At 63.7% G+C, this 20,732-nt stretch carries 17 protein-coding genes and 2 tRNA genes; 16 read left to right on the forward strand and 3 right to left on the reverse strand.

Annotation, left to right across the window (positions count from 1 at the left end):
- Position 1: 1 nt before the first annotated feature.
- From miaA to ACFZCE_RS09820, 8 genes are all read left to right on the forward strand, one after another.
- Positions 2-973, forward strand: coding sequence for a tRNA (adenosine(37)-N6)-dimethylallyltransferase MiaA (gene miaA, locus ACFZCE_RS09785; protein ID WP_390938393.1), 972 nt, complete (start codon positions 2-4; stop codon positions 971-973).
- Between the two features lie 91 nt (positions 974-1,064).
- Positions 1,065-1,328 (forward strand): RNA chaperone Hfq, encoded by a 264-nt coding sequence (gene hfq / locus ACFZCE_RS09790; protein WP_390938395.1) that lies wholly within the window; start codon positions 1,065-1,067, stop codon positions 1,326-1,328.
- Positions 1,329-1,349: 21 nt separating this feature from the next.
- On the forward strand, positions 1,350-2,651 hold the full coding sequence (gene hflX / locus ACFZCE_RS09795) for a ribosome rescue GTPase HflX (RefSeq protein ID WP_390938396.1): 1,302 nt from the start codon (positions 1,350-1,352) through the stop codon (positions 2,649-2,651).
- 96 nt (positions 2,652-2,747) lie between these two features.
- Complete coding sequence (gene hflK / locus ACFZCE_RS09800) at positions 2,748-3,929, forward strand: FtsH protease activity modulator HflK (protein ID WP_390938398.1); 1,182 nt, start codon at positions 2,748-2,750, stop codon at positions 3,927-3,929.
- Entirely contained in the window at positions 3,929-4,798 is an 870-nt protein-coding gene (gene hflC / locus ACFZCE_RS09805; RefSeq protein WP_390938400.1) for a protease modulator HflC, read from the forward strand. Before hflK ends, hflC begins: the two co-directional genes overlap by 1 nt.
- Positions 4,799-5,056: 258 nt before the next feature.
- Positions 5,057-6,238, forward strand: coding sequence for an ATP phosphoribosyltransferase regulatory subunit (locus ACFZCE_RS09810; RefSeq protein ID WP_390938402.1), 1,182 nt, complete (start codon positions 5,057-5,059; stop codon positions 6,236-6,238).
- 63 nt (positions 6,239-6,301) lie between these two features.
- Positions 6,302-7,594 (forward strand): adenylosuccinate synthase, encoded by a 1,293-nt coding sequence (locus tag ACFZCE_RS09815; protein WP_390938403.1) that lies wholly within the window; start codon positions 6,302-6,304, stop codon positions 7,592-7,594.
- A gap of 140 nt (positions 7,595-7,734) precedes the next feature.
- A complete protein-coding gene (locus ACFZCE_RS09820) occupies positions 7,735-9,669 on the forward strand; it encodes a methyl-accepting chemotaxis protein (RefSeq protein ID WP_390938405.1) in 1,935 nt (644 codons plus the stop codon).
- A gap of 67 nt (positions 9,670-9,736) precedes the next feature.
- Here the strand turns inward: ACFZCE_RS09820 and ACFZCE_RS09825 are convergent.
- Positions 9,737-9,823, reverse strand: a tRNA-Leu gene (locus tag ACFZCE_RS09825).
- A gap of 143 nt (positions 9,824-9,966) precedes the next feature.
- Positions 9,967-10,053: transfer RNA gene (locus tag ACFZCE_RS09830), tRNA-Leu, on the reverse strand.
- Between the two features lie 195 nt (positions 10,054-10,248).
- On the opposite strand from ACFZCE_RS09830, the gene rnr reads away from it, so the two are divergent.
- The 7 genes from rnr to dnaB all read left to right on the forward strand — a co-directional run bounded on the left by rnr (position 10,249) and on the right by dnaB (position 17,416).
- Complete coding sequence (gene rnr, locus ACFZCE_RS09835; protein ID WP_390938407.1) at positions 10,249-12,873, forward strand: ribonuclease R; 2,625 nt, start codon at positions 10,249-10,251, stop codon at positions 12,871-12,873.
- On the forward strand, positions 12,870-13,613 hold the full coding sequence (gene rlmB, locus ACFZCE_RS09840) for a 23S rRNA (guanosine(2251)-2'-O)-methyltransferase RlmB (RefSeq protein ID WP_390938409.1): 744 nt from the start codon (positions 12,870-12,872) through the stop codon (positions 13,611-13,613). The genes rnr and rlmB overlap by 4 nt, the downstream gene beginning before the upstream one ends.
- A 198-nt stretch (positions 13,614-13,811) precedes the next feature.
- Positions 13,812-14,237 (forward strand): 30S ribosomal protein S6, encoded by a 426-nt coding sequence (gene rpsF / locus ACFZCE_RS09845; protein WP_390938411.1) that lies wholly within the window; start codon positions 13,812-13,814, stop codon positions 14,235-14,237.
- Between the two features lie 28 nt (positions 14,238-14,265).
- Positions 14,266-14,496, forward strand: coding sequence for a 30S ribosomal protein S18 (rpsR, locus tag ACFZCE_RS09850; RefSeq protein ID WP_040260021.1), 231 nt, complete (start codon positions 14,266-14,268; stop codon positions 14,494-14,496).
- A 36-nt stretch (positions 14,497-14,532) separates the two neighbouring features.
- Positions 14,533-15,429: a hypothetical protein gene (locus tag ACFZCE_RS09855; RefSeq protein WP_390938413.1), complete on the forward strand. Its 897-nt coding sequence runs from the start codon at positions 14,533-14,535 to the stop codon at positions 15,427-15,429.
- Positions 15,430-15,450: 21 nt separating this feature from the next.
- Positions 15,451-15,897 carry a 50S ribosomal protein L9 gene (rplI, locus tag ACFZCE_RS09860; RefSeq protein WP_390938415.1) on the forward strand — a complete coding sequence of 149 codons (447 nt, stop codon included), beginning with the start codon at positions 15,451-15,453 and terminating at the stop codon, positions 15,895-15,897.
- Between the two features lie 124 nt (positions 15,898-16,021).
- Positions 16,022-17,416 (forward strand): replicative DNA helicase, encoded by a 1,395-nt coding sequence (gene dnaB / locus ACFZCE_RS09865; RefSeq protein ID WP_390938417.1) that lies wholly within the window; start codon positions 16,022-16,024, stop codon positions 17,414-17,416.
- A 272-nt stretch (positions 17,417-17,688) separates the two neighbouring features.
- Here dnaB and ACFZCE_RS09870 read toward each other — a convergent pair whose 3' ends face one another.
- Entirely contained in the window at positions 17,689-18,156 is a 468-nt protein-coding gene (locus ACFZCE_RS09870) for a hypothetical protein (protein WP_390938418.1), read from the reverse strand.
- A 221-nt stretch (positions 18,157-18,377) separates the two neighbouring features.
- Here ACFZCE_RS09870 and ACFZCE_RS09875 point away from each other — a divergent pair, with 221 nt between their 5' ends.
- Positions 18,378-20,675, forward strand: a complete 2,298-nt coding sequence (locus ACFZCE_RS09875) for a YgiQ family radical SAM protein (protein ID WP_390938419.1) — start codon at positions 18,378-18,380, stop codon at positions 20,673-20,675.
- Positions 20,676-20,732: the final 57 nt, after the last annotated feature.

The following is a 20,732-nucleotide window of genomic DNA, read 5'->3' on the forward strand; positions in this document are numbered from 1 at the left end:
CATGGCCGCTTTGCCTCCCGCCATCTTCCTGATGGGGCCCACGGCATCGGGCAAGACCGACCTCGCCATTGCGTTGTCGCAGGTGCTGCCGTGCGAGCTGATCAGCGTCGATTCGGCGCTGGTGTATACCGGCATGGACATCGGCACCGCCAAGCCCGGCAAAGACGTGCTGGCCGCGCACCCGCACCGGTTGGTCGACATTCTCGACCCAGCCCAGGCCTACAGCGCCGCGGAGTTCCGCCGTGATGCCCTGGAGGCCATGGCCCAGGCCACCGCGCGCGGCAAGATCCCGCTGCTGGTGGGCGGCACCATGCTGTACTTCAAGGCGTTGGTTGATGGCCTGGCCGACATGCCCAGCGCCGACCCGGCCATCCGCGAAGCACTCGAGGCCCTGGCCGCCCGTGATGGGCTGGCCGCGCTGCACGCGCAACTGGCCGAAGTCGACCCTGTTTCGGCGGCGCGCATTCACCCCAATGACCCGCAGCGGCTGATCCGCGCGCTCGAGGTGTACCGCGCCAGCGGCCTGAGCATGACCGCCCTGCGCGAGCAGCAAATGGCGCAAAGTCGCGAAACAGGGGCATCGGGCGCTTCGCAATTGCCCTATACTGTGGCCAGCCTTGCCATCGCCCCGCAAGATCGCAGTGTGTTGCACACGCGCATCGCGCAACGTTTCGACGCCATGCTGGAACAGGGCTTCGTCGAAGAAGTCAAAGCCTTGCGCGCGCGGGGCGACCTGCACTTGGGGTTGCCGTCGATGCGCGCGGTGGGGTACCGGCAAGTCTGGGAATATCTTGATTCCAAACTGTCATCTGAGCAGATGCGCGATCGCGGTATCATCGCCACCCGCCAGTTGGCCAAGCGGCAATTTACCTGGTTGCGCAGTTGGCAGGGGCTGGAATGGCTCGACAGCCTGGCTTGCGACAATCTGACGCGGTCCTTGAAATACCTGGGCTCGATCTCCATATTGAGCTGAGATTCCCGTTTGCCGTCTATCCTTGGGGGAAAAACGGCATGCGCCATTGTTTTTGAAATTATTATTATTGATCCTTAAAGGAGTGCGGCACATGTCAAAAGGGCATTCGCTACAAGACCCTTACCTGAATACTTTGCGAAAAGAACGGGTTCCGGTTTCCATCTACCTGGTTAACGGCATCAAGTTGCAAGGCCAGATCGAATCGTTCGACCAGTTCGTGATTCTTCTGAAAAACACCGTCAGCCAGATGGTCTACAAGCACGCGATCTCTACCGTCGTGCCTTCGCGCCCCATCCACATTCAGCAAAGTGCCGGTGGCACCGAGCCGGGTGATAGCGAGCCAGGCAACGCCTGAGCCGCCTGACAGGAGCCTGCTTTGTTCTTCGAGCGCCACGGTGGTGGTGAACGGGCTGTACTCGTTCACTTGGAAGGTCAAGACCCTGAGGCGCGTGAAGATCCGCAGGAGTTCCAGGACCTGGCAGTGTCCGCCGGTGCCGAGACGGTCGCATTCGTATGCGTCTCACGGCATCAGCCCACCGCCAAGTACCTGATCGGCAGTGGCAAGGTCGAGGAGTTGCGCGACCTGGTCAAGGCCGAGGAAGCTGACCTCGTCATCTTCAACCACACACTCACCCCGAGCCAGGAGCGAAACCTGGAGCGGGCGTTCGAGTGCCGGGTGATCGACCGTACCGGCCTGATCCTCGACATCTTTGCCCAACGCGCGCGCACCCATGAAGGCAAGCTGCAGGTCGAACTGGCCCAGCTTGAGCACATGAGCACGCGGCTGGTGCGCGGCTGGACCCACCTTGAGCGGCAAAAGGGCGGTATCGGCCTGCGCGGCCCGGGTGAAACCCAGCTCGAAACCGACCGCCGCCTGTTGCGGGTGCGCCTGCGGCAGATCAAAGGCCGCCTGGAAAAAGTGCGCAGCCAGCGCGAACAGGCCCGCCGTGGGCGGCGCCGCGCAGACATCCCCTCGGTGTCGCTGGTGGGCTACACCAACGCCGGCAAGTCGACGCTGTTCAACGCCGTGACCCAGGCCCACGTGTACGCCGCCGACCAGTTGTTCGCCACCCTCGACCCGACCTTGCGCCGGCTCGAGCTGGCCGACCTCGGGCCGATCGTGTTGGCCGACACGGTGGGGTTCATTCGCCACCTGCCGCACAAGTTGGTCGAGGCGTTTCGCGCTACGCTCGAAGAATCGAGCAACTCCGACTTGCTGCTGCACGTGATCGACGCCCATGAGCCGGAGCGCCAGGCGCAAATCGAGCAAGTACTGGCGGTGCTCGGCGAAATTGGCGCCGCCGACTTGCCGATCCTCGAGGTGTACAACAAACTCGACCTGTTGGAGAACGTCGAGCCGCAGATTCAACGCGGCGAAGACGGTAAGCCCCAGCGGGTATGGTTGTCGGCGCACGATGGCCGCGGCCTTGAGCTGCTCGAGCAGGCGATCGCCGAGTTGCTGGCCGAAGACCTGTTCGTGGCCACCCTGCGTTTGCCCCAGCAATTGGCGCGTTTGCGCGCGCAATTCTTCGCCTTGGGCGCGGTGCGCGAAGAAGCCCACGACGACAGCGGCGCAAGCCTGCTGGCGGTGCGGGTGCCGCGTGCCGAGCTCAACCGTTTGGTCAGCCGGGAAGGGATGGACCCTGAAGCCTTCATAGAGCAACACACTTTGCAATAAAAGCCTTTCGCCGCCATTTGGCCGGCAGGGTAGGCATTCTGTAGCATTGGCCGGCGCGCCGTGGGTGCGCCTTTGCTTTATCAGATGGAGAGCGCTATGGCTTGGAATGAGCCCGGTGGCAATTCGAACAACCAGGACCCCTGGGGCGGCCGCCGTGGTGGCGGCGGCGGTGGCGGCGGAGACCGCAAGGGCCCACCGGACCTCGACGAGGCCTTCCGCAAACTGCAGGAAAGCCTGAACGGTCTGTTCGGCGGTAAAAAACGTGGTACCGGCGGCAATGGCTCGTCGTCCAAGGGCGGCGGCTTCGGCTTGCTGGGTATCGGCGTGGCCGTGTTGGCGGCCATCTGGCTGTACAGCGCCGTGTACGTGGTCGATGAACAGGAGCAGGCCGTGGTGCTGCGCCTGGGCAAGTACTACGAAACGGTCGGCGCGGGCCTGCACATCTACTTCCCGCCCATCGACCGCAAGTACATGGAGAACGTCACCCGCGAGCGGGCGTACACCAAGCAGGGGCAAATGCTCACCGAAGACGAGAACATCGTCGAGGTGCCCTTGACCGTGCAGTACCGCATCACCAACCTGCGCGACTTCGTGCTCAACGTCGACCAGCCTGAAATCAGCCTGCAGCACGCCACCGACAGCGCCCTGCGCCACGTGGTGGGTTCCACCGCGATGGACCAGGTGCTGACCGAAGGCCGCGAGCAAATGGCCGGCGAGATCAAGGAGCGCCTGCAGCGCTTCCTCGACACCTACCGCACCGGTATCACCGTGACCCAGGTGAACGTACAGAGCGCGGCCGCCCCGCGTGAAGTGCAGGAAGCCTTCGACGACGTGATCCGTGCCCGCGAAGACGAACAACGCTCGCGCAACCAGGCCGAAACCTACGCCAATGGCGTGGTGCCCGAGGCCCGCGGCCAGGCGCAGCGGATCATCGAAGACGCCAACGGTTACCGCGATGAAGTGGTCGCCCGCGCCAAGGGTGAGGCCGACCGCTTCGTCAAGCTGCTCGGTGAGTACCGCAAGGCGCCAGACGTCACCCGCGAACGCCTCTACCTCGAAACCATGCAAACCGTGTACAGCAACACCAGCAAGGTCATGGTCAGTGGCGACAAGGGGCAGAACCTGCTCTACCTGCCGCTCGACAAAATGGTCGAGAAGTCCCGTGGCGCACCGTCGCCGTCGGCTTCGCCGGTGTCCGCCGCGGGGGCTGCCGCCGCGTCTGGCGCCAGCGACCTGCAACAGCAGCAGCGTGATGTGCGTACGAGGGAGAGCCGCTGATGGGCAATAAATCCGTGATCGCCCTGATCGCTGCCGTGGTGCTGGCGGTCGTGGCCTGGAACAGCTTCTACATCGTTCAGGAAACCGAACGCGCGGTGCTGCTGCAATTCGGCCGCGTGGTCGAGTCCGACGTCACCCCAGGCCTGCACGTGAAGGTGCCGATGATCAACCAGGTGCGCCGTTTCGACGCCCGCCTGATGACCCTCGACGCCCCCACCCAGCGCTTCCTGACGCTCGAGAAAAAGGCCGTAATGGTCGATGCCTACGCCAAGTGGCGGGTGAAAGACGCCGAGCGCTTCTACACCGCCACCTCCGGCATGAAGCAGATCGCCGACGAGCGCCTGGCGCGCCGCCTGGAGTCTGGCCTGCGCGACCAGTTCGGCAAGCGCACCCTGCACGAGGTGGTGTCTGGCGAGCGCGACGCGTTGATGGCAGACATCACCGCCTCGCTCAACCGCATGGCCGGCGCCGAGCTGGGCATCGAGGTGCTCGATGTTCGCGTCAAGGCCATCGACCTGCCCAAAGAGGTCAACCGCAGTGTGTTCGAGCGTATGAGCACCGAGCGTGAGCGTGAGGCCCGTGAGCACCGCGCCAAGGGTAACGAGTTGGCCGAAGGCATCCGTGCCGACGCCGACCGCCAGCGCCGCGTGCTGTTGGCCGAGGCGTACCGGGAATCGGAAGAGGTGCGCGGTGATGGCGATGCCCAGGCAGCGTCCATCTATGCCAAGGCCTACAACCAGGATGCCGAGTTCTACGGCTTCTACCGCAGCCTGCAGGCCTACCGCGACGGCTTCAACAGCAAAAGCGACGTGCTGGTGCTCGATCCAAAAAGCGACTTCTTCCGCTACATGGAAAAGGCCAAGCCTTGAGCAAGATCACCCCGCTGGGCGGTTGAGCCGCCGGGTGGGGTGATCGTTTGGCGAAACGTGTGTATGATGCGGCAGCCGGGAAATTCCCGGCTTTTTTGCGTCTGCGGGTTTGAATGCCGTCATGGCATCAGGCCGGTAAACATTTAGAGGGTGTTGGCCCAAGGTTCCGATGGCATGAGCGCTGCCGGGCCCCGGGCTGCGCCTGCGTTACGAACGGCCAGGCAAAGCCTGGCAGCCCGGATTAAGGGGATTGGCGTAATGGCAACGGTTGACCGCTGGCTATTGCCGGATGGTATCGAAGAAATACTCCCGCCGGAGGCGCAGCGCATTGAAGTCGCGCGCCGCCAGGTGCTGGACCTGTTCCAGAGCTGGGGCTACGAACTGGTCGTCACCCCGCATATCGAGTACCTGGAGTCGCTGCTCACCGGCGCCTCCCAGGACCTGGACCTTCGCACCTTCAAGGTGGTCGACCCCCTTTCCGGCCGGCAGATGGGCTTTCGGGCCGACATCACCCCGCAGGTCGCGCGCATTGACGCGCACTCGCTGCGCCGCAAGGGCCCCAGCCGCCTGTGCTATGCCGGCAGCGTACTGCACGCCATGCCGCGGGCGTTGTCTACATCCCGTAGCCCGATCCAGCTCGGTGCCGAGTTGTATGGCGATGCCAGCACCAGCAGCGATGTCGAAATCATCAGCCTGATGCTGGCCATGCTCGAGCTGTGGCAAGTGCCCCAGGTGCACCTCGACCTCGGCCATGTTGGCATCTACCGTGGCCTGGCCCGTGCGGCGCAGTTGTCTGGCGATGCCGAGCAGCAGTTGTTCGATGCCTTGCAGCGCAAGGCCATCGACGAGGTGGTCGAATTGACCGCCCAACTGCCGGCGGACCTGGCCACCATGCTGCGCGCCCTGGTGGGCCTGTGCGGCAGCCGCGAAGTGCTCGGCGAGGCGCGCCAGGTGCTGGCACGCGCGCCGTCGCAAGTGCTGGCCGCGCTGGATGAACTGCTCGACGTGGCCGAACGGCTGTCGGCGCGCTTCCCGGGGTTGCCGCTGTACTTCGACTTGGGTGAGCTGCGCGGCTATCACTACCACACCGGCATGGTGTTCGCGGCGTTCATGCCGGGCAGTGGCGGTTCGATCGCCCAGGGCGGGCGCTATGACGACATCGGCGCTGATTTTGGCCGTGCCCGCCCGGCGACCGGTTTCTCTACCGACCTGCGTACGCTGGTCACCCTCGGCAACGCCGAGGTCGAGCTGCCCGCCGGTGGTATCTGGGCGCCCGACAGCGCCGATGCCGCCCTGTGGCAGGCCGTGCTGGCGCTGCGCGCCGAAGGCCAGCGGGTGGTGCAGGCGCTGCCTGGCCAGCCGGCCGCCGCGGCGCGTGAGGCGGACTGCGACCGCCAGTTGATTTTGCAAGCCGGGCAGTGGCAAGTCGCTGCTCTTTGATTATCGGGTTTTCCGCCGGCGCCGCTCGCCGGCGCCCAGTTTGCGCGAATGAGGACAAGTGTTATGGGTAAGAATGTCGTAGTCCTGGGCACCCAGTGGGGTGATGAGGGCAAAGGCAAGATCGTTGATCTCTTGACCGAACATGCTGCCGCCGTAGTGCGTTACCAAGGGGGCCACAACGCTGGCCACACCCTGGTGATCGACGGCGAGAAGACCGTTCTGCACCTGATCCCCTCCGGCATCCTGCGTGAGGGTGTGAAGTGCCTGATCGGCAACGGCGTGGTGGTCGCTCCCGACGCCCTGCTACGTGAGATCACCAAGCTGGAAGAAAAAGGCGTACCGGTGCGCGAGCGCCTGCGCATCAGCCCGGCTTGCCCGTTGATCCTGCAATACCACGTGGCGCTGGACCAGGCCCGTGAAAAAGCCCGTGGCGAGCACAAGATCGGCACCACCGGCCGTGGCATCGGCCCAGCGTATGAAGACAAAGTCGCGCGCCGCGGCCTGCGCGTGGGCGACCTGTTCCACCGCGAGCGTTTCGCCGCCAAGCTCGGTGAGCTGCTCGACTACCACAACTTCGTGCTGGTCAATTACTACAAGGAAGAGCCGATCGACTTCCAGTCGACCCTCGACCAGTGCATGGTCTACGCCGACGAACTGGCGCCGATGATGCAAGACGTCACCGCCGAGCTGCACGCGCTGCGCAAAGACGGCAAGGACATCATGTTCGAAGGCGCCCAGGGTTCGCTGCTCGACATCGACCATGGCACCTACCCCTTCGTGACCAGCTCGAACACCACCGCCGGCGGCATCTCCACCGGTTCCGGTTTCGGCCCGATGTACCTCGACTACATCCTCGGTATCACCAAGGCCTACACCACCCGCGTGGGTTCGGGGCCGTTCCCGACTGAGCTGTTCGATGACACCGGCGCCTACCTGGCCAAGCGTGGTCATGAGTTCGGCGCCACCACCGGCCGCGCTCGCCGTTGCGGTTGGTTCGACGCGGTTATCCTGCGCCGCGCCATCGAGATCAACAGCATCTCCGGCCTCTGCCTGACCAAGCTCGATGTGCTCGACGGCCTGGAAACCCTGCGTATTTGCGTGGGCTACCAGAACGAAGCCGGCGAAGTGATCGAAGCGCCCACCGACGCTGACAGCTACATTGGCCTGGTACCGGTGTACGAAGAGATGCCCGGCTGGACCGAAAACACCCTGGGCGCCAAGTCGCTTGCTGAGCTGCCGGCCAACGCCGTGGCGTACATCAAGCGCCTCGAAGTGCTGGTCGGCGCGCCGATCGACATCATTTCGACCGGCCCGGACCGCAACGAGACCATCGTGCTGCGCCACCCGTTCGGCTGATTAAGCCTTCAGGGGTGAAGCAAAGGGCGCCTTTTGGCGCCCTTTGTCGTTTATGCCTGCTGCAACGGCACGCTGTTTGCTGTAAAGATCGTCAAAATGATGGCCATTGTTTTAATGGCGCACCTTGCGAGGATCCCACCGTGTCGGCCGTTCTCTCTTTGCTACGTAGCCGCTTGCTGCGGCCAGTGTTCATAGCCTTGGGTATTGCGCTTCTGGTGCAGGTGATCGTGGCGGTTGCCCTGACCCGGAGCACGGTGACCGCCCTCGAGGTCGACCTCGGCCAGCGCATGGGCGCCGACAGCCAGCGCCTGAAGCAGGAGCTGGACCAGGCCAGCGCCGAGGTGACCAGCGGCCTCGACAAACTCTCCGCGAGCACCCGGCAAAGCCTGGCCGCCGGTTTGTCGGCGCGCTTGCATCAGGAGCAGCAACAACTGCGCGCCACCCTGGAGCAAAACCTCAAAGACTCCACCAACGACATGGCGCTGTTGTTGGCCTCGGTGGCGCCGCGGGCCATGTGGGACAACGACATTCCTACCTTGTCTGAATTCGCCCGCCGCGCCCAGCGCAACCCCAACGTGCTGTTCGTGGTGTACGACGACGCCCAGGGCGAACACCTGACGCGCTACCTCAACCGGGAAAACCCGATCAACCAGGCCTTGGTGGAGAAGGGCAACGGTGACCGCGCCCTGGATAAAGCCCTCGACGCCGCCCGTACCGACCCCGCGGTGTACTACGTTGAGCAATCGATCAGCCCCAACGGCGTGGAGATCGGCAAGGTGCGCATGGGGGTAAGTACCGCCGCGGTCGAGGCGCAGTTGGTCGACCTCGACAAACGCTTCGCCACCCTGATCGATAGCAGCGAAAAACTGGTGGGTGAGAGCGTGGCCGCCGCCGCCACGCAAAGCAGCAAGGCCTTGAGCGACCGCCTGCGGGTGGCGCAGGACGGCGCCGCAGCGATGCAGGCCAACACCCACAGCGCGGTGGCCGAAGCCGCCGACATGCTGCGTTGGCGCATCGGTGCCGGCCTCGCCGTGGTCGGCGTCGGCGTGCTGTTGATGCTGGCGGTGGTGCTTGGCCGCCGTGTGGTGAACAAGCTGCGCCTGTTGATCAGCGCCCTGGACGACCTGGCCGCCGGCGAAGGCGACCTGACCCGCCGGGTGACCATCGATACCCGTGACGAAATCGGCGAAATGGCCGGGGCGGTGAACCGCTTCGTTGCCAAACTGCAGCCCATCGTTCGCGAGGCCGGTGAAGTGGCCCAGCGCACCGGGGTGGAAATCAACGCCATGGCCCAGCGTAACGCTGGCGCGGATGCCGCCGCCGCGCGCCAGCGCGACGAAGTGGCCGCCAGCCTGCAGGCGCTGTCGAAAATGGCCGACCAGGCCCAGGCTGAAAGCGTGGCCATGCAGCAGGCCCTGGCTCAAGTCGCGGAAATCCGCGACGCCACCGACCAGACCTCCCAGGCCGCCAGCCAGGTCAGCACCTTGATCGAGGCCTTGGCCGGCCAGGTGCAGACCGGCTCGAAGGTCATCGAGCGCTTGGCCAACCAGAGCCAGCAGATCGAGGTGGTGCTGGAGGTGATTCACGGCATCGCCGAACAAACCAACCTGCTCGCCCTGAACGCCGCGATCGAAGCCGCCCGCGCCGGTGAAACCGGCCGTGGCTTTGCCGTGGTGGCAGACGAAGTGCGCGCGCTGGCGAGCAAGACCCAAAGCTCCACCGGCGACATTCAGGCGCACATCGGCGCGTTGCAGTCCGGTGCCAAGGAGGCGGTAGCTGCCATTAACCAAGCCGGCCGCCAGGCCAGCGAAGGTTTGCTGGTGCTGCGTGACAGCGCCCGCCTGCAGCAAACGGTGCAGGTGTCGGTGGAGGAGATCCACGCCGCGATCGGCCTCGCGACCCAGGCGGCGGAGCATCAGGCGCAAGGCGCGCAGGCGGTGAAGGGCAGGGTAGAGGTGATCCACGCCCAGGCGGAGCGTTCGGCCAATGTGGTGAAGGAAACCACTGCCAGCAGCCAGGTGCTCGACGGTTTGGCGGCGCAATTGAAAGCCAGTCTCGGGCAGTTCCGGGCCTGAATGCAAAAAGCCCGCGTAAGCGGGCTTTTTGGGGGAGTACGATCAGTGTTGACCGTTACTTCGAAATTGGTGCCCAGGAGAAGACTCGAACTTCCACGACCGTAAGGTCACCAGCACCTGAAGCTGGCGTGTCTACCAATTTCACCACCTGGGCATCTCGAATAACGCTTGGCGTTACCGATGGCGCGCACTATACGGCCCGGAAAACACCCTGTAAAGCCCCCGTCAAAAAAATTCCTGAAACCCTGATCGGCGGGCACAAAAAAGCCCGCGTGAGCGGGCTTTGATGTTAGAAGATGGTGCCCAGAAGAAGACTCGAACTTCCACGACCGTAAGGTCACCAGCACCTGAAGCTGGCGTGTCTACCAATTTCACCATCTGGGCAAACCGACGCAGTGCGTCGATGGCGCGCACTATACGAAGCTGCCTTTAAACTGTAAACCCCTGAGCGCAAAAATAATTTAAGCCGCGTAGGGTGCCGCGGGCAATTGCCGGCAAGGGCTGTGCAACCCGCGGATTTCCGGTTTCAATGCGCGTATGCCACACTAACCGCAAACTATTCAAGGTGAACCCGAACTAATGGCCGATTGGCAGTCCCTCGATCCCGAGGCCGCTCGCGAGGCGGAAAAATACGATAACCCTATCCCCAGCCGTGAACTGATTCTGCAGCACCTTGCCGATCGTGGTTCGCCGGCCAGTCGCGAGCAGTTGGTCGAAGAGTTCGGCCTGTCCACCGAAGACCAGATCGAGGCCCTGCGCCGCCGCCTGCGGGCGATGGAACGCGACGCCCAACTGATCTTCACCCGCCGTGGCACTTACGCGCCGGTCGACAAGCTCGACCTGATCGCCGGCCGCGTCAGTGGGCACCGCGATGGCTTTGGGTTCCTGATCCCTGACGACGGCAGCGACGACCTGTTCCTGAGCCCGGTGCAAATGCGCCTGGTGTTCGACGGTGACCGCGCCCTGGCGCGGGTGGCCGGCACCGACCGCCGTGGGCGCCGCGAAGGCATGCTGGTCGAAGTGGTCAGCCGTGGCCACGAGTCGATCGTCGGCCGCTACTTCGAAGAGGGCGGCATCGGTTTCGTGCAGCCCGACAACCCCAAGGTGCAGCAGGAAGTGCTGGTCACCCAGGGCCGCAATAACGGCGCGAAAATCGGCCAGTTCGTCGAGATCAAGATCACCCACTGGCCCACCCAGCGCTTCCAGGCGCAGGGCGATGTGGTCGAGGTGCTCGGCAACTACATGGCCCCGGGCATGGAAATCGACGTTGCCCTGCGCAGCTATGACATCCCCCACGTGTGGCCCGAGGCGGTCGAGAAGGAAGCGCGCAAGCTGAAATCCTTCGTCGAGGACAAGCACAAAGAGAACCGCGTCGACCTGCGCGCGCTGCCGTTCGTCACCATCGACGGCGAAGACGCCCGCGACTTCGACGATGCGGTGTTCTGTGAGCCGCTGGGCAAGCTGAAGCTGTTTTCCGGTGGCTGGCGCCTGTACGTGGCCATCGCCGACGTGTCGAGCTACGTGAAAGTCGGCTCGGCGCTGGACGACGAAGCCCAGGTGCGCGGCAACTCGGTGTACTTCCCCGAGCGCGTGGTGCCGATGCTCCCCGAAGAGCTCTCCAACGGCCTGTGCTCGCTGAACCCGCACGTTGACCGCTTGGCGATGGTCTGTGAAATGACCATCAACAAAAGCGGGCAGATGGTCGACTACAAGTTCTACGAGGCGGTTATCCATTCCCACGCGCGGCTGACCTACAACAAGGTCAGCACCATTCTCGAGCATTCGCGCAGCAGCGAAGCGAAGAGCCTGCGCGAGGAATACGCCCCGGTCGTGCCGCACCTGAAGCAACTGTACGCGCTGTACCAGGTGCTGCTGAGCGCGCGCCACCAGCGTGGCGCGATCGACTTCGAAACCCAGGAAACCCGCATCGTGTTCGGCGCCGAGCGCAAGATCGCCGACATCCGCCCGACCCAGCGCAACGATGCCCACAAGCTGATCGAAGAGTGCATGCTGGCAGCCAACGTGGCCACCGCGGCGTTCTTCCAGAAGCACGAAATCCCCGCGCTGTACCGGGTGCACGACGGCCCGCCGCCAGAGCGGCTGGAAAAACTGCGCACCTTCCTTGGCGAGCTGGGCTTGTCGCTGAACAAAGGCAAGGACGGCCCGTCGCCGAAGGACTACCGCGCCCTGCTCGAGCAGATCAAGGACCGCCCGGACTTCCAGTTGATCCAGACGGTGATGCTGCGCTCGCTGAGCCAGGCGGTGTACACCTCCGACAACAACGGCCACTTCGGCCTGAACTACGAGGCCTACACCCACTTCACCTCGCCGATCCGCCGCTACCCCGACCTGCTGGTGCACCGGGCGATCCGCAGCGTGATCCGTTCCAAGCGCGAAACCCCGCACGTGGTGCGCGCGGGCGCGGCGCCGATGCCGAAGGCCCGCCTGTACCCGTACGACGAAGCCGCCCTGGAGCAACTGGGCGAGCAATGCTCGATGACCGAACGGCGCGCCGACGAGGCCACCCGTGACGTGGTCAACTGGCTCAAGTGCGAATACATGCGTGACCGCGTGGGCGAAACCTTCCCGGGCGTGATCACCGCGACCACCGGTTTTGGCCTGTTCGTCGAATTGAAGGAAATCTACGTCGAAGGCCTGGTGCACGTGTCAGCCCTGCCGGGCGATTACTACCACTACGACCAGGTGCACCACCGCCTGACCGGCGAGCGCAGCGGGCGGTCGTTCCGCCTGGGCGACAGCGTCGAGGTCAAGGTGATGCGCGTCGACCTCGACGAGCGCAAGATCGACTTCGAACTGGCCGAGGCCGGTACCGCCAACAGCGGCACCCGTAAACCGAGGGCCGGCGCAAAAAAAGCTGACGGCCAGCCGGCCGCCACGGCGCCTGGCCGCAACGCTGCACCGGCGCGCGCCGAGAAACAACCCGAGGCCGAAAAGCCCCTGGCCAAACCCCGTGCGCGCAAAGGTAAGGACCCGGCCCTGGCCGATGCCTACCATTCGTCCCATGCGGTGGCCAACAACACCGAAGTGCGCAAAAGCCGTGAAATGAAAAAGGCCTTGATGGCCGAGGCCAAGCACGGCGGTGGCAAGGCCGCCAGCGGCGCGAAAAAAGCCGATGGCAAGCCGACCAAGCACCGCAAGGGGCCGCCGAAGGCTTCGTCGCCGTCGCGTAAGGGTAAAGCATGAGCCAGTTGGAAAAGATCTACGGCGTGCACGCCGTCGAGGCCCTGCTGCGCCATCACCCCAAGCGGGTCAAGCAGATCTGGCTCTCCGAGGGCCGCAGCGAGCCGCGCCTGCAGCCATTGCTGGCGCTGGCTTCGCAGAACCGCGTGGCGGTCGAGCACGCCGATCGCAAAGACCTGGACAGCTGGGTCGAAGGCGTTCACCAGGGCGTGGTGGCGGATGTCAGCCCGAGCCAGGTGTGGGGCGAGGCAATGCTCGACGAATTGCTTGAGCGCACCGAAGGCGCGCCGTTGCTGTTGGTGCTCGACGGCGTGACCGACCCGCACAACCTCGGCGCCTGCCTGCGCAGCGCCGATGCCGCGGGGGTTACCGCGGTAATCGTGCCCAAGGATAAGTCCGCCACGCTCACCCCGGTGGTGCGCAAGGTGGCCTGCGGCGCTGCCGAAGTGGTGCCGCTGGTGGCGGTGACCAACCTGGCGCGCACCTTGGAGAAACTCCAGCAGCGCGGGCTGTGGGTCGTCGGCACCGCCGGCGAGGCCACCACCCTGATCTACGAGCAGGACCTCAACGGCCCGCTGGTGATGGTCATGGGCGCCGAAGGCAAGGGCATGCGCCGGCTCACCCGTGAGCACTGCGATTACCTGGTCAAGCTGCCGATGGCCGGCAGCGTGAGCAGTCTGAACGTGTCGGTGGCGGCCGGGGTTTGCCTGTTCGAGGCGGTGCGGCAGCGGCGCAAGGGCTAGGCCTTGGGGCCCTGGCACTCAAACCCCACTGTTCAAATATTCGCCAATTCCCTTGCGCCCGCCGGGGCGCTTCTCTACAATTGCGCCCCTTGCTCGTGGCGGCCGGCCAAGCCCTGCGCCACCACAGGCAAGGTACGAAAAACATCCACTCCTTGTCTGACCGCGCGAGCGGCAGGCTACAACCCGTAAGGAGCATTCATGCGTCATTACGAAATCATCTTTCTGGTCCACCCGGATCAGAGCGAGCAAGTCGGCGGCATGGTCGAGCGTTACACCAAGCTGATCGAAGAAGACGGTGGCCAGGTTCACCGCCTGGAAGATTGGGGCCGTCGTCAACTGGCCTACGCCATCAACAACGTTCACAAGGCTCACTACGTGATGCTGAACGTTGAGTGCACCGGCAAGGCCCTGGCCGAGCTGGAAGACAACTTCCGCTACAACGACGCCGTGATCCGTAACCTGATCATCCGTCGCGACGAAGCCGTTACCGGCCCGTCCGAGATGCTGAAGGCTGAAGAAAACCGCAGCGAGCGCCGTGAGCGTCGCGAGCGTCCTGAAAACGCTGACAGCGCCGACGGCGAAGACGGCGACAACAGCGACAGCAGCGACAACGCTGACGAGTAATCCACGGATCTTTAGAGGAGCCTGTTAAATGGCACGTTTCTTCCGTCGTCGTAAATTCTGCCGTTTCACCGCAGAAAACGTAAAAGAGATCGACTACAAAGATCTCAACACCCTGAAAGCCTACGTATCTGAAACCGGCAAGATCGTTCCGAGCCGTATCACTGGTACCAAAGCTCGTTATCAGCGTCAGCTGGCCACCGCAATCAAGCGCGCCCGCTTCCTGGCCCTGCTGCCTTACACCGACAGCCACGGCCGCTGAGACTGGGCACAGGCGTTAGTCAAAGGATAGAAACCCATGCGACCGTTGGCTGATTTCATCATGCGCGGCCGTGTGCAGGCCACCCTGGTGGTGGCGGGATGTGCGGCATTGCCGCTGTTGTACTGGTTGAGTGCCGCCGCTGCCTGCCTCGTGCTGCTGCGGCGGGGCATGCAGAGCGCCGTTGGCGTTCTGGCCTGGGGGGTGCTGCCGGCCTTGGTCTGGTGGTACTACGGTGAACCGCGCACGCTCATGGTGCTGCTCGGTTCGCTCGGCCTCGCCGCGCTGTTGCGCGCGGGCCACCCCTGGAGCCGCGTGTTGCTTGCCAGCATCGGGCTTGGCCTGGTGTATGGCGTGATCCTGGGCACGGTTTACCGTGAGCCCATCGACGAGTTGGCGCAGGTGTTGCAAACGCACATGCCGCGCATGCTCGAAGGGGTCTACCAAAAGCTTACGCTGGAGGAGCAGGCGCGCTTGGAGGCATTGATTGCCCCGGTACTCAACGGTTTGATAGCCGCGATGTTGCAAGCTGGCAGTGTGCTGGCCCTGATGTTGGGCCGCTACTGGCAGGCAGCGTTGTACAACCCTGGCGGGTTCGGGCGTGAGTTTCGCGCGCTCCGGATCCCTCGCGTGGCGGCCTTGGTGCTGCTGGCGCTGATGCTGGTGGGGCCCAATTTCGGGGTCCAGGTCGCCATGCTCACGCCACTGTGCAGTGTGCCGCTGATGTTCGCCGCGCTGGCCCTGATTCACGGGCTGGTGGCGATGAACAAGCTGGCCCGCTTCTGGCTGATAGGGTTGTACCTGATGCTGGTCCTGTTCCTGCAGGCGATCTATCCATTGCTGGTGCTCGTGGCCATTGTCGACAGCCTGATTGATTTTCGCGGTCGCCTGGCCCCTGCGAAGGGTGATGAAGGCTCCGCGAACGGTGAAGGTTAAAAGTTAAGAGGTTAATACCAAATGGAACTGATCCTGCTGGAAAAAATCGCCAACCTGGGCAACCTGGGCGACAAAGTAAACGTTAAGGCCGGTTACGGCCGTAACTACCTGCTGCCGCAAGGCAAAGCGACCGCCGCGACCGAAGCCAACCTGGCTGCGTTCGAAGCCCGCCGCGCCGAGCTGGAAAAAGCCGCTGCTGACAAAAAAGCTTCGGCCGAAACCCGCGCTGCCCAACTGGCCGAGCTGGAAGTGACCATCACTGCCACCGCTGGCGACGAAGGCAAGCTGTTCGGTTCGATCGGCACCCACGACATCGCCGACGCGCTGACCGCTTCGGGTGTTGAAGTGGCCAAGGCGGAAGTTCGCCTGCCGAACGGCACCATCCGTAACGTTGGCGAATACGACGTTGCCGTGCACCTGCACAGCGACGTTGAAGCCACCGTTCGCGTGGTCGTCGTAGCTGCCTGAGCCCCTCAGGTTGCTTGAGCCGCCGGTGGCGTTATCGCTGGCTGGCTAATAAGATGAGGGCGCGCATTCGCCAACGCGGTGCGCGCCCTCAGCTTTTTCCGATACTCCCGAATTTCCTGTGGCCATGAACGAGATATCGACCCCCGAACAGTTCGACCTGCAAACCGCGGCGTTGAAGGTCCCGCCCCATTCCATCGAAGCCGAACAAGCGGTGCTCGGTGGCTTGATGCTAGACAACAACGCTTACGAACGCGTGCTCGACCAAGTCTCGGACGGCGATTTCTACCGCCATGACCACCGTTTGATCTACCGCGCCATCGCCAAGCTGGCCGAGCAGAACCAGCCCTTCGACGTGGTGACCTTGTCCGAGCAGCTCGACAAGGAAGGCCACAGCAGCCAGGCCGGTGGTTTGGCCTACCTGGGCGAACTGGCCAAGAACACCCCCTCGGTGGCCAACATCAAGGCCTATGCGCAGATCGTTCGCGAGCGCGCCACGCTGCGCCAACTGATCACCATCAGCAGCGACATCGCCGACAGCGCCTTCAACCCCGAGGGGCGCAACGCCACCGAGTTGCTCGACGAAGCCGAGCGGCAGATTTTCCAGATCGCCGAGGCGCGGCCGAAAACCGGTGGCCCGGTGGGCGTGACCGAGTTGCTGACCAAGGCCATCGACCGCATCGATACCCTGTTCAACACCGACGCGGCCATCACCGGCCTGACCACCGGCTTCACCGACCTCGACGACAAAACCAGCGGCTTGCAGCCGGCCGACATGGTGATCGTGGCGGGGCGGCCGTCGATGGGTAAAACCACCTTTGCCATGAACCTGGTCGAAAACGCCCTGATGCGCACCGACAAGGTGGTGCTGGTGTACTCGCTGGAGATGCCCGGTGACTCCCTGGTGATGCGGATGCTCTCCTCGCTGGGGCGTATCGACCAGACCAAGGTGCGTAGCGGTAAGCTCGACGACGACGACTGGCCGCGGCTGACCAGCGCAGTCAACCTGCTCAACGATCGCAAGCTGTTCATCGACGACACCGCCGGCATCAGCCCCTCCGAGATGCGCGCCCGCACCCGGCGCATCGTGCGTGAGCACGGCGAGGTGGCGCTGATCATGGTCGACTACCTGCAGCTGATGCAGATCCCTGGCTCCAGCGGCGACAACCGTACCAACGAGATTTCCGAGATCTCCCGCTCGCTCAAGGCGCTGGCCAAGGAATTCAACTGCCCAGTGGTGGCGCTGTCGCAGCTCAACCGCTCCCTCGAGCAGCGCCCCAACAAACGCCCGGTCAACTCCGACCTGCGGGAATCCGGTGCTATCGAGCAAGACGCCGACGTGATCATGTTCGTGTACCGCGACGAGGTGTACCACCCCGAAACCGAGCACAAGGGCGTGGCCGAGATCATCATCGGCAAGCAGCGGAACGGCCCGATCGGCACCGTGCGCCTGGCGTTCATCGGTAAGTACACGCGCTTCGAGAACCTGGCGCCGGGTAGTTATCAGTTCGACGATGAATGATGAAGGTACTTCCGGCTCCTGAAACATATCGCCGCTTGAAGGTCATCGGTAGGATGGGTAGCATTGGCCTTGAGGACTGCAAATGCGCATTTCTGGGCTGGTTTCCAGTATTGGCCCCCCAGACTTCTGGCGGCGGCGAACTGGCTCTCGCCGGCATAGGGACAACCCCATAGGCTTTGCCTTTGATTGGGCTGGATTCCGACCCTTAAAGCTAAGGAATCGCTGCGACTATGCCTCGTAATTCGAAAAGGCGGCTCAATGAGCCGCCTTTTTTATCGCGGGCATTTCGTTACGGTGCCGACCAGGATGCCTTTGGCGCGGATCCGCGGGGTCCAAGTGACGATCTGGTACTGAAACCCCAATTCCCGCTCCTGCCTGGGTTCGAGCACGACTGTCCCATCGCGTGTTTGTAATAGCGTAATGCGCTTCTTGCTCGCGGTGCGGTGCGTGAAATCGTGGAAAAGCGGTGCACCAATGGATATCAGATTGGCTAGGTAGGCGGGCACGCCTTCAGGTTGAAAGATGCCTCGGCTGTACAACAGTGCTTGCTTGCCGGACCAGATGTGCCTGATGCCATAGCCCCCAGGCATTCCATTTCGGACAAAGTGGTTGCCTGCTCGCAGGTAGATCGGCCCGCTTGGCTGCTCCAGCAATGGCAATACCGGCACCTGGCCGAAAACCTCCCCACCGCTGGGGTGGGGCGCTAGCCAGTTGCTGTTTTGTTCAAGGATGCGCGACACGGAACCGCCGATTGGAATGTTGCTGGCGGCAGATTTTCAGTGGTGTGCAGTGAATAAGAAACGACGAATGGTTTTCAGGAGGTTTCTCAGAGGCCTAGAGGCATGCCGTCGTGTGATCGTGTGCCGGCAACCCGTTAACAGTCTGTTTTGATCATTTTTTGTGCTATATTCCGCGGCCGCGAAAACTCGCCGCCCATGCCTCTTCAATACCGGTCATCGCCATGCAAGCAGCCAAGCCGTTGTTCGACTACCCCAAGTACTGGGCCGAGTGTTTCGGGCCAGCGCCTTTCCTGCCCATGAGCCGGAAAGAAATGGACGCGTTGGGCTGGGATTCCTGCGACATCATCATCGTGACCGGGGATGCCTACGTCGACCACCCGTCGTTCGGCATGGCGATCATTGGCCGGCTGCTGGAGGCCCAGGGCTTCCGCGTGGGCGTGATCGCCCAGCCAGACTGGCAGTCCAAAGACGACTTCATGAAGCTGGGCGAGCCGAACCTGTTCTTCGGCGTGGCCGCCGGCAACATGGACTCGATGATCAACCGCTACACCGCAGACAAAAAAGTCCGCTCCGACGACGCCTACACCCCCGGCGGCCTGGCCGGCTCGCGGCCCGACCGCGCCAGCCTGGTGTACAGCCAGCGCTGCAAAGAGGCCTACAAGCATGTGCCGATCGTGCTCGGCGGCATCGAGGCATCGCTGCGGCGTATCGCGCACTACGACTACTGGCAGGACAAAGTCCGCCATTCGATCCTGATCGACGCCTGCGCCGACATCCTGCTGTACGGCAACGCCGAGCGCGCGGTGGTCGAGGTGGCCCAGCGCATGGCCGCCGGTGAAAGCCTGCAGACCATGACCGACATCCGCGGCACTGCCTTTGTGCGCCGTGACACCCCGCCGGGCTTTTTCGAGCTGGACTCCACCCGCATCGACCGCCCCGGGCGCATCGACAAGATCATCAACCCGTACGTGAACACCCAAGACACCCAGGCCTGCGCGATCGAGCAAGCCAAGGGCCCGGCCGACGACCCGCAAGAAGCCAAGGTGGTGCAGTTGCTGCCCAGCCCGCGGCTGGAGCGCGACACCACGGTGATCCGCCTGCCGTCGTTTGAAAAAGTGCGCAACGACCCGGTGCTCTACGCCCACGCCAACCGCGTGCTGCATCTTGAAACCAACCCGGGCAACGCCCGCGCGCTGGTGCAGAAGCACGGCGAGGTAGACGTATGGTTCAACCCGCCGGCCATCCCCATGACCACCGAAGAGATGGACTACGTGTTCGGCATGCCCTATGCGCGCATTCCGCACCCGGCCTATGGCAAGGCGAAAATCCCCGCCTACGACATGATCCGCTTCTCGGTGAACATCATGCGTGGCTGCTTTGGTGGCTGCACCTTCTGCTCGATCACCGAGCACGAAGGGCGGATCATCCAGAACCGCTCTGAAGAGTCGATCATCCGCGAAATCGAAGAGATCCGCGATAAAGTGCCGGGCTTCACCGGGGTGATTTCCGACCTCGGCGGGCCCACCGCGAACATGTACCGCATCGCCTGCAAAAGCCCGGTGATCGAAGCCGCCTGCCGCAAGCCCTCGTGCGTGTTCCCGGGTATTTGCGAGAACCTCAACACCGACCACTCGGCGTTGATCCAGCTGTATCGCAGCGCCCGCGAGCTGCCTGGGGTGAAGAAGATCCTGATCGCCTCGGGCCTGCGCTACGACCTCGCGGTCGAATCGCCGGAGTACGTCAAGGAGCTGGTCACCCACCACGTGGGCGGCTACCTGAAGATCGCCCCGGAGCACACCGAGGAAGGCCCGCTCAACCAGATGATGAAGCCGGGCATCGGCAGCTACGACCGCTTCAAGCGGATGTTCGAGAAGTATTCCAAAGAGGCCGGCAAAGAGCAGTACCTGATCCCGTACTTCATTGCCGCCCACCCCGGCACCCGCGACGAAGACATGATGAACCTGGCGCTGTGGCTCAAGGGCAATGGCTTCCGCGCCGACCAGGTGCAGGCCTTCTACCCCTCGCCGATGGCCTCGGCCACCGCCATGTACCACTCGGGCAAGAACCCGCTGCGCAAGGTCACCTACAAGAGCGAAGGGGTGACCATCGTCAAGAGCGAGGAACAGCGCCGGCTGCACAAGGCGTTCCTGCGCTACCACGACCCGAAGAACTGGCCACTGCTGCGGGAAGCCCTGCAGCGCATGGGCCGCGCCGACCTGATCGGCCCGGGCAAGCACCAGTTGATCCCGGCCACCCAGCCGGACAGCGACAGCTACCAGAGCGCCCGGCGCAAGAACTCGACCCCGGCCGGCAGCCACAAGGTGGCCAAGGAAACCAAGATCCTCACCCAGCACACCGGCCTGCCGCCGCGTGCCAGCGACGGCAGCAAGCCCTGGGGCAAGCGCGAGGAAGCCCGCGCCGCCGCCGAGGCCCGGCGCAAGGAAGAAAGCCGCGCCCCGGCCAACAAGGCCGGCAAAGGCAAGAAGCGCCCGGCCCGGCAACCGGTGCTGCCGCGCTAAACAGGTGCGCCGGCCGGGTGCCTGAATACCCGGCTGGCACCTTCGTGGTGCTGTGCT

Origin of the sequence: Pseudomonas sp. NPDC007930, from assembly GCF_042958985.1 — a bacterium.
Taxonomy (GTDB): domain Bacteria; phylum Pseudomonadota; class Gammaproteobacteria; order Pseudomonadales; family Pseudomonadaceae; genus Aquipseudomonas.